10 protein-coding genes are annotated in these 8452 nt (G+C 54.6%); 7 read left to right on the plus strand and 3 right to left on the minus strand.

Going from position 1 to position 8452, the window contains the following annotated elements; all coding sequences use genetic code 11:
* Positions 1 to 288 precede the first annotated feature (288 nt).
* The 4 genes from QO231_RS21925 (at position 289) to QO231_RS21940 (ending at position 3619) form a co-directional block, all read left to right on the plus strand.
* On the plus strand, positions 289 to 1200 hold the full coding sequence (locus QO231_RS21925) for an ABC-three component system protein (RefSeq protein ID WP_121027840.1): 912 nt from the start codon (positions 289 to 291) through the stop codon (positions 1198 to 1200).
* Positions 1197 to 1442, plus strand: a complete 246-nt coding sequence (locus QO231_RS21930) for an ABC-three component system middle component 6 (RefSeq protein ID WP_121027843.1) — start codon at positions 1197 to 1199, stop codon at positions 1440 to 1442. The genes QO231_RS21925 and QO231_RS21930 overlap by 4 nt, the downstream gene beginning before the upstream one ends.
* Positions 1439 to 3196 carry an ABC-three component system protein gene (locus tag QO231_RS21935; RefSeq protein ID WP_121027846.1) on the plus strand — a complete coding sequence of 586 codons (1758 nt, stop codon included), beginning with the start codon at positions 1439 to 1441 and terminating at the stop codon, positions 3194 to 3196. Before QO231_RS21930 ends, QO231_RS21935 begins: the two co-directional genes overlap by 4 nt.
* Positions 3197 to 3460: 264 nt before the next feature.
* On the plus strand, positions 3461 to 3619 hold the full coding sequence (locus tag QO231_RS21940) for a hypothetical protein (protein ID WP_170157977.1): 159 nt from the start codon (positions 3461 to 3463) through the stop codon (positions 3617 to 3619).
* Between the two features lie 47 nt (positions 3620 to 3666).
* Here QO231_RS21940 and QO231_RS21945 read toward each other — a convergent pair whose 3' ends face one another.
* The 3 genes from QO231_RS21945 to QO231_RS21955 all read right to left on the minus strand — a co-directional run bounded on the left by QO231_RS21945 (position 3667) and on the right by QO231_RS21955 (position 5420).
* Entirely contained in the window at positions 3667 to 3939 is a 273-nt protein-coding gene (locus tag QO231_RS21945; RefSeq protein WP_121027849.1) for a hypothetical protein, read from the minus strand.
* A gap of 261 nt (positions 3940 to 4200) precedes the next feature.
* Complete coding sequence (locus QO231_RS21950; RefSeq protein WP_121027852.1) at positions 4201 to 5088, minus strand: ImmA/IrrE family metallo-endopeptidase; 888 nt, start codon at positions 5086 to 5088, stop codon at positions 4201 to 4203.
* The gene (locus QO231_RS21955; protein WP_121027855.1) at positions 5085 to 5420 is read right to left on the minus strand and encodes a helix-turn-helix domain-containing protein; all 336 of its coding nucleotides are present in this window, start codon (positions 5418 to 5420) and stop codon (positions 5085 to 5087) included. Before QO231_RS21955 ends, QO231_RS21950 begins: the two co-directional genes overlap by 4 nt.
* A 145-nt stretch (positions 5421 to 5565) precedes the next feature.
* On the opposite strand from QO231_RS21955, the gene QO231_RS21960 reads away from it, so the two are divergent.
* The 3 genes from QO231_RS21960 (at position 5566) to QO231_RS21970 (ending at position 8447) form a co-directional block, all read left to right on the plus strand.
* Positions 5566 to 6906, plus strand: a complete 1341-nt coding sequence (locus QO231_RS21960; RefSeq protein ID WP_121027858.1) for a nucleotidyltransferase domain-containing protein — start codon at positions 5566 to 5568, stop codon at positions 6904 to 6906.
* Between the two features lie 328 nt (positions 6907 to 7234).
* Positions 7235 to 7435, plus strand: a complete 201-nt coding sequence (locus QO231_RS21965; RefSeq protein ID WP_316781616.1) for a hypothetical protein — start codon at positions 7235 to 7237, stop codon at positions 7433 to 7435.
* Entirely contained in the window at positions 7383 to 8447 is a 1065-nt protein-coding gene (locus QO231_RS21970) for a CBASS cGAMP-activated phospholipase (protein ID WP_121027864.1), read from the plus strand. Before QO231_RS21965 ends, QO231_RS21970 begins: the two co-directional genes overlap by 53 nt.
* Positions 8448 to 8452 lie beyond the last annotated feature (5 nt).

The following is an 8452-nucleotide window of genomic DNA, read 5'->3' on the forward strand; positions in this document are numbered from 1 at the left end:
TTCAGGGTGCTAGGGGGCGCCGCCTGCGGCGATCAGCTCTAGTCGGCCGGGCCGACCGGAGCCCAAAGTCTCCGCCCATTCGGGTGACGATCTTCGCCCGGGCGGCCTGTCGGCCGCCGAAAGATCCTTCTCTAACAGCATTTCTTGGATGCTAGTCATCGTCATTTTTCTTGTGAAATCAGCGCATTTGGGCGACAAGTGACATCAGATCTGCATCATCAAAACATGACCAATGCAGACAGTTTAAAAGCAAAAGAGCCGGAAATGGCCCCATAGATTCGAGCACTGATGGACCCCGTGGCAACCGCTTTCTACGCGCAACACTTCAAGATCGCGTTTCTAGAGAAGAAAGGCACCGAGTTCCAGGATTGGGTCGCTCGTCTTGGAAGTCACGCGCTCGGAGCCGACTTCGAGATCGTACGGCCTTATGGCAAACAGGGCGACTGGAAATGCGACGGCCGACAGCTCAGCACCGGTGTCATTTTTCAATGTTATGGCCCCGAAACGCCGACGGACAAAAAGACCATCGCGAAGATCGATGCGGATTTCGTCGGCGCCTTGGCCAAATGGCCCGACTTCATCAAAAGATGGGTCTTTGTCCACAACATCCCGGGCGGCCAACCGCCAGCGGTCATCGCGCATCTCGATACGTTGCGCAAAGCGCATCCAGACGTTTCGTTCGATATCTGGGCTGAATCCAAGCTGTTTGGCTGGCATAACATGCTCGAAGATGCGCATGCGCTCCTTATGTATGGGGCCGTTCCCACGCAGCAGATAGCCAGCGGGCTTGAGTTGCAAGACCTGCAGCCGGTCATAGATGTGCTTGAACGACGCGAGCCCGACCCAAACGATCCTGTTCCCGCCCCGCCTTCAGCAAAAAAGCTCGAAAAGAACGCGCTCTCCACCGAGGCGGATGAACTCCTGCGCCTTGGCCGACGCAAAGTCCGGTTGGTTGAGACCTATTTCAAGAAAGCTGGCCCCGTAGAGCTTGGAGAGAAAATCGCAGAAGCCTTTCGCGATCATTACGTTAAACTACGTGCCATGGAACTGGAGCCCGATCAGATATTCTCCTATCTGCAGAAATTCGCAGGCGTCACCGGTGCACCCAAACGGCAAGTCGCAGCGATGGCTGTCATGGCCTATTTCTTTGACCGTTGTGACATCTTCGAAGACCCCGACGCAGAGGCTCCGAGCACATGATTTTGCCAACCAAACATGTCAAAGCAGAACGCGCGTTGATCGGTGTTGGGGGTGAGGTTTTGGGGCTTTTGACCGAGCCGATGACAGTCTCACGGCTTTGGGATGCGCTACGCGAGCGAAGATCAGCCGTCTCAGCGAAAGCGCCGGTCGATTACACCTGGTTCGTACTGGCATTGGATTTCCTGTTCATGATCGGGGCGATAGAGGCCAAACGCGGTATCATCGAGCGAGCAGCACCATGATCACCCGTTTGAGCAGCAGCTTAGAGAGCTTCAAGACGTTGGAGTTTTCGCATGGTCTCAATGTGCTCTTGGCCGACAAGAGCGAAGGCGCGACCGATCTGCAAACCCGCAACGGAGCCGGGAAGTCCAGCTTCATCGAGACTATTCACTTTCTCACTGGTGGCAACGCTGGCAAAGACAGCATCTTCCGTTCAAAGGCCCTGCTCGATGCCAGTTTCGAACTCCAAATTGACATCGCTGATGACGAGGTCACCGTTGAACGCTCGGGTGCCACACCCAGCAAGATTTTCCTGAACGGTCCCGTCGAGAACTGGCCGATCCCGCCAAAGTTCAAGAAGGACCGCGGTGATTTCGAGATTTCCAACACCAACTGGTGCCACACACTAGGTGCAAAGTGGTTTGGGCTGGAAGCCCCACCCGATTCAGATACGAAATACCAGCCAACGTTCCGCTCACTGTTTGCTTACTTCGCGAGGCGCCAGGCCAGCGACGCTTTTCAAAACCCAATGCAGCAAGCGGGTATGCAGCAAATCTGGGATCAACAAGTCGCCATCTCTTATCTGATTGGCTTGGATTGGCATGTCTCTCAGGAGTTTCAGGGCCTGCGAGAAAAAGAAAAGTTGGTGAAGTCGCTTGGCAAAGCGGCACGTTCCGGCGACCTGGGCCCCCATTTTGGTCGCGCGGCAGACTTGCGCACCAAGGTCGTCGTCGCCTCGAACCGTGTCGAACAGATACGTGAACAGATCGACGCATTCGAAGTTATCCCAGAGTACCGGGCCTTGGAGGCCGAGGCGAGTGACATTACCCGGTCGATCAACACCTTGAGCGAGGAGAATTTTGTCGACCTCCAGCTCATTAAGGAGTTGCAAGCTTCCCTCGCAGAAGAGGAAGCTCCGGGGACTGATGACATTGAGAAGCTATACGCTGAAGCCGGCGTTGTTTTGCCCGAGCGGCTGACGCGCCGCCTTGATGAAGTCCAGGCATTTCACAAAGCGATCATTGAAAACCGAGCGTCCCATCTCAGCGCTGAGCTGTCATCAGCCGAGGCCCGCATCGAGGCGCGCGAGACCGAGAAACTGGGTTTTGATGAGCGGCGGCGGCAAATCATGAGCGTGTTGCAATCTGGTGGCGCGCTTGAACAGTACACGGCCCTGCGCGAAGAACTTGGCCGTGCCGAAGCCGACGTTGAAACGCTTCGGCAGCGGCTTCAAACAGCAGAAATGCTGGAAAGCACAAAGACTGAGCTGGACGCAGATCGAAACCGCCTGTCGCAAGCCTTGCGAGACGACATCAAAGAACGCGCCAGCTTTCTCGATGATGCAATCCTGACCTTCGAAGAGCTGTCCCAATCACTCTATGAGCAAGCCGGAAGCCTGACGATCGATGCCAGCACGTCCGGGCCACGGTTCGAAGTAAAGATTGACAACCAACGCAGCAAAGGCATCACCAATATGCAGATCTTCTGCTTTGATCTGATGCTGATCGAACTTTGCACAAAGCGGCGCATTTCACCCGGTTTCCTGATCCACGACAGTCACCTATTCGATGGTGTTGACGAACGACAGGTTGCCAAAGCACTACAGCTTGGTGCCGATAAAGCTGAGAGCCTTGGCTTTCAATACATCGTCACCATGAATTCGGATGCCATTCCATCGGAAGGTTTCAGGCGGGGTTTCAACATCTACGATTACGTCTTGCCGACACGCATTACGGACGCCGTAGATGATGGAGGCCTTTTCGGACTTCGCTTCTGATCCATCAGTTTCCGACGAGCACAATCCCAGACCACAAATCTCGACGAAGTGCCGACCTAAAGGCACAGGAGATTTTCTGTCGCTTTGACTTAGAAGCGAAACCCTCTTGGATTTCGGCCAATCCCTAGCCCGAACCATGACACACCGTCGCGGTGCTGCAAGCGCTGCGCGCTTCTCCATGTTGTTACGACCCTCCGGGTGCTGCCCCTCTCCTTGGTGCGTCACTTGGGCTGCGTCATTACCCGTAACCAAAAGGAGATCACGATGACAAAATTGTTGAAGAAAATCCGCACTGTCCTTCGGAATATGGCGCACAAAGCCAAGGTGAAACTAAGCGTTGCCCTATCCGTTCCGGGTTTCTTGAAGGTCGAGGTTGAGTTTGAAAAAACGCTAATCCCACCCGATAAGCCCGATGCGGCCTAACCTGCCGGGCCCGCGCATCTGCGCGGGCCTTCTCGACGTCACTCTAACTAGTTTGTCGCAGTCGAGCTGGATGAGCGCAAAGCATTGCAGGCATACATGCCGATCTCGCCACCCTCTGCGCCGTAAGCGATCATCGTGCCTACAAGCATCTCCTGACCTTCAGGAATGTCCATTGCTCGGATTTCGGCATGTTCATCGACCTCTTGGAACGACGTCAAAGCAGCAGCATGGCACTCCGCTTCGTTGTCAAAACTGAGGTTCGTTTCCAACTCCGATCCGGTCTCGAAATTGAACACAACAATGATCAGTAAAACCTTCATATGCGGCCTCTTTCTATGAGAAAACCGGAGCCACAGGGCCCCGGCTTTCAAGTGAAACTTGCGTTTTCACCTTGCAGGATCATCGGCTTCCCAGCCTGTTTCCTACCTTACAATAATATGGTATTGTATCACTAACAAGTGTTTTGTCTGCTTATCATCTTGCCTGAAATATCCTCGGGGGAGGTGCGACGCGCCGGGGGCAGACAGCCCCCTCTGCGCACGGTGTTTAGAGCTGCAGAACGGTCCGTACCAGCTCGCAAATTAGCGGCCGCGTGCGAACCGGGGCGTCCAACTGTCAATGAGTGCCTCTTCTTCGGCCTGATCCTCGTCATCGGGATCTTCTGCAAGCTCCTCGCTGGACAGCACCGTCAAAGTGAACCCGTAACTGCCTAGACCAATCACTTCTTCATCTAAACGTAAGCGCCTGGTGCAGGAAAACCAATCTGCAAGTGTTGTCTGTCCGCAGACAGTGCGAGCAGCCGAGACGTTATCAGAGTTCCGATTGAAATCGCGAGTGTAGCTCGCTGGCAAAGGCCCGCCTTTGCGCAGGAATGTGAGCTTGTCTAGCTTTTTGAAACTTTCAGATAGAAAGGCATACGCGACTTCGTCGCCAGAGCTGACAATGACAGCCATTGGGTAGTCGCAGCATTCGGCTGCCCTGATTGCAGAGGCTGTTAGCGAGCACTCGGCACGGTCGCCCAGAGTTTCGATCGCATCTAGGCCGACGCGGCTTGTACCGATGACTTCCGAGACCAGCTTTGACGGCATCAAGAGGCCAGAAGCGAAGTGGTCGGCTTCCAATTCAATTGAGTTTGATCCCTGTGAGAACCCGGCTTTTGAGATGTGAATTGGTGCCGACTTGAGGATTTCCTCAGGGTGCCCTTCCAGAAAATAGTGCCCAAGCTCGTGAGATACTGTAAATCTGCGAAACCCTTCGCTGACGATATTGGTCGCATAGAAGATGCCGACATAGTCGTCATGAAAGATGATTCCACCGCTAACACCAGGGCGATCGGCTGGTTTGGGCTCGACCATAATGTCCTCAGACGCAGCGATCTCAAAAGGGTCGACAGGAAACGTGTGATACCCCATCTCCTTTGCCTTGAGCTCACCTTGCCGCCGGGCCATGTTCAAGCGAAACTTGCTCACTTTCCGGCCTTCTTCTGGTTCATCAGATCGATCATCATCTGAATGTGCTCCCTGTCTCCGTCGGTCAGGTTTTCCTCACCCCGAAAGGCTGTCGTTGCGCCACTCATCTCAATTGTTCGGCCGAGCAGATAGTCCGAGGTCACATTCAACGCTTTCGCAAGGGACCGTATGTTGGCAAAGGATGGCTTTCTTCTATCCTTCTCGAAATGACCTATGGCTGATGGTTGCAGCTTGGCTTTCGCAGCAAGCTCAGTCTGGTTCATACTTCTGTTCTCTCTGGCCCGGCGTAGTCTTTCGCCGAATCCTCCCGTTTCGTCCGTTGAGTTTGACATGACGCCCTTGGTTGTGTTACTATGACGAAATCGTAGGATTGCCGCCGCTTGCTCGCGGCTTTTTCTTTCACCTAAAGTCCTACGAAAACGTCAATAACTGTAAGACAGATCGTAGAATCCGTCAAGCCTGAGGGGGCAGAAGAATATGAATGTAAGAACAAACTTTGAAGACTACGCGCGCAGCCTGGACATCGATCCAATTGAAGCTGCGCTCATGGATGTTGCGCGGGCAATCCAGATTACACAATCCATGCATAGTGAAGCGGAGGCGCATTATCGTGGGCTGGCCAGCCATGTTGACCGCCCCGGTAGCCCATTTGAAGATCTTGTCGCCGAGATCTATGCATCAGGAAGCTTTGCGATCCATGCGCCAACCCGTTCGCGCATTAAGCGTGACCAGCACGACGTCGATGCGGTCATCGAGCTGAGCATTCCGCCGGGAAGTGATCCCCAATGGGTTCTTCAAACCCTCTACAAGGCGATCAAGGGTGATCCGGGCAGCAAATACCACGGCTATCTGATTGAAAAAAACAGTCGCTGTGTGACCGTCACTTACCCTGATGGCGTCACGGTTGATCTCATGCCTGTTGTCCGGTTGCTTGGGACACCGGAACGGGTCGCAAGCCTCTTTCACTATAAGCCGGAAACCGGCGATCAGTATCATAAAGAGATAAACCCCAAGGGCTTTGCTGACCACTTCAATGAAAACGTCGAAACCAACGCGGTATTCCAGGATCGATTTGATGCGCGGCGCTTCCTGGTGGACGGTGAAACATACGAAACGATGGCAAAACGCATGGCGTCTGAGGCCTCAAGCCGCACAGCAATCAAGGCAGATACCCAGCCGATGCCAGTGCATGTGCCCCTTGACCAAAAATCGCCGCGGGTTGTTGCTCTTCAACTGATCAAACGCTTCCGCGACAAGCGTTTCCGTAAACATGACGATCACAGTGGGAAGCGGAAGCCTCCATCGATCATCATGGCGGCAATCGCCTTGGAAGCAGGCCCGGTCCAAGACAATCTTGTCGATGAAGTCGTGGCTTTGGCCACATGCATGCGCCGCCGCATCCAGAATGCTGAGCGTAGCCTGAGACTGCTCGACATTCGCAATCCAGCGCATACACCGGATGTGTTCACGGATCGCTGGCCCGAGCAGCGCAGCGATCAACAATTATGGGCACGCGACCTTCAGACGCTCATTGACCGCTTGCAAAACCTTCAACACGTGGGCTTTGACCCCGCAGTGATCTTATCGACCTTCGATGATCTGTTCGGTGAAAAAGCGGGTGAGGCCGCATTGCGGGCGTACCACGACGCTCGAACCGCGCAGCTCGAATACGGCGCACTCGGAATGAAGCCGAGTGGAGAGTTCAAACCCGCAACACCGGCCCTAAGTGCCGGTGTTGCTGCAGCCAGTGGTCTTATCACTCCGGCGCGCGCCAACACGAACATGGGGGGCACCGTTCCCGATGATAACTGTTGGTAACCAGGTAGCAGATATGAAATCGGTGTTTCCGGCTTGGTCGTGTGATCAGCCAGACAAACGACGCGCAGTGTGGCACGGCTTGCTCAAGCCACACAAAATCGCCTACCGGATGCGCGTGGAATACACTGAGCCCCTGCTGCCAGAGGGACGGTCCCCTCTGTTCCTGCAACCTCTCGTCGAAGTCTTGGACCCGCCACTCAAGCCGCGATTTGGAAATTCAGAGGGCTCGCTGCCTCATGTCTATATCGCGCATCCCAGAACGGATAGGGCCGGGCCCTTCCTTTGTCTGTTCGATGACGACGCCAACGAATGGACACCGGATGATCGCTTGAGTGACACCACGATTCCATGGGCGTCGAACTGGCTAAGCTGCTATGAGAGCTGGCAGTTGACCGGCAAGTGGTTCGGCACGGGCAAGCACATAAGATCAGAAACAGACAGCCGCGACCCCGATGCGGCGGCATTGGAACGCTACCATGGAACAACCTCAATCGCGGCGCTCACACGGTACGATTTTTCGTCGCCGTGAACAGCTTGAATGGAACGCAGAAACCTTTCGCATCCTGTCTATTGATGGAGGCGGAATAAAAGGCATCTTGCCTGCCGCCGTTCTGTCGGAATGCGAACGGCGTTTCTTGAATGGCGGATCGGCAGCCTCCTACTTTGATATGGTGGCAGGTACGTCCACCGGTGGCATAGTTGCCCTCGGATTGAGTACCGGCATGCGCGCCGCCGAAGTCTTGGACATCTATCTTTCCCACGGAGCGACGATCTTTCCTAAAGGCTGGACCCCGCCCTTCGCCATCGGTCGCGCCGCAAAAACGTTTTATGGGTTTGCCAGAGACCTGTCCGTATACCGTTATGATCGGGAGCCCCTGGAGCGTGCACTGAGGGATTGTTTTGGAAACCGGACCTTGGGCGACGTCGACCTCCGGCTGAACATTCCAACATTTGACGGGTTCAACGAGGTGAACGTTCTAAAGACGCCGCACCACCCCGACTTTCGGCTCGACTGGCGAGAGGAGCTCGTTACGGTCGCGCTTGCGACGTCAGCCGCTCCGACATTCTTTTTAACCTATCGAAATGGCACACGACACTTTGCCGATGGTGGTGTCTGGGCGAACAATCCAGCCATGCTGGCACTCGTTGATGCGCTGTCTTGTTTTGATCTCGATCGGCATTCCGTCGACATGCTCTCTCTTGGGTGTGGCGAACAGGACCTTCGCATGTCAGATGGTCAAATCAAGTGGGGCGGGATGTTCCATTGGAGAACCATCATCGAAACAGCCATGCATCTTCAAAGCCAAAATGCACTTGGCCAAGCAGGTCTACTTATTGGAAGAGATAGACTGCTGCGTGTGACGACGGCGCCGTCACTCGTCCCGATTGCCATGGACGATTTCGAACGCGCACGTAATGAGCTTCCTGGTCAAGCTCAGCGGCTCGTTGAGGAGAATGCCGAGCGGCTGGAGGCCTTCTTTGATACGGAAAGGCCAAAGGTGACCTTCTATCATGGTCAACGGTCACCTAAATCTGCTTGAACGGA

The sequence above is a fragment of the Sedimentitalea todarodis genome, assembly GCF_032595355.1.
GTDB classification, from domain to species: Bacteria; Pseudomonadota; Alphaproteobacteria; order Rhodobacterales; family Rhodobacteraceae; genus Sedimentitalea; species Sedimentitalea todarodis.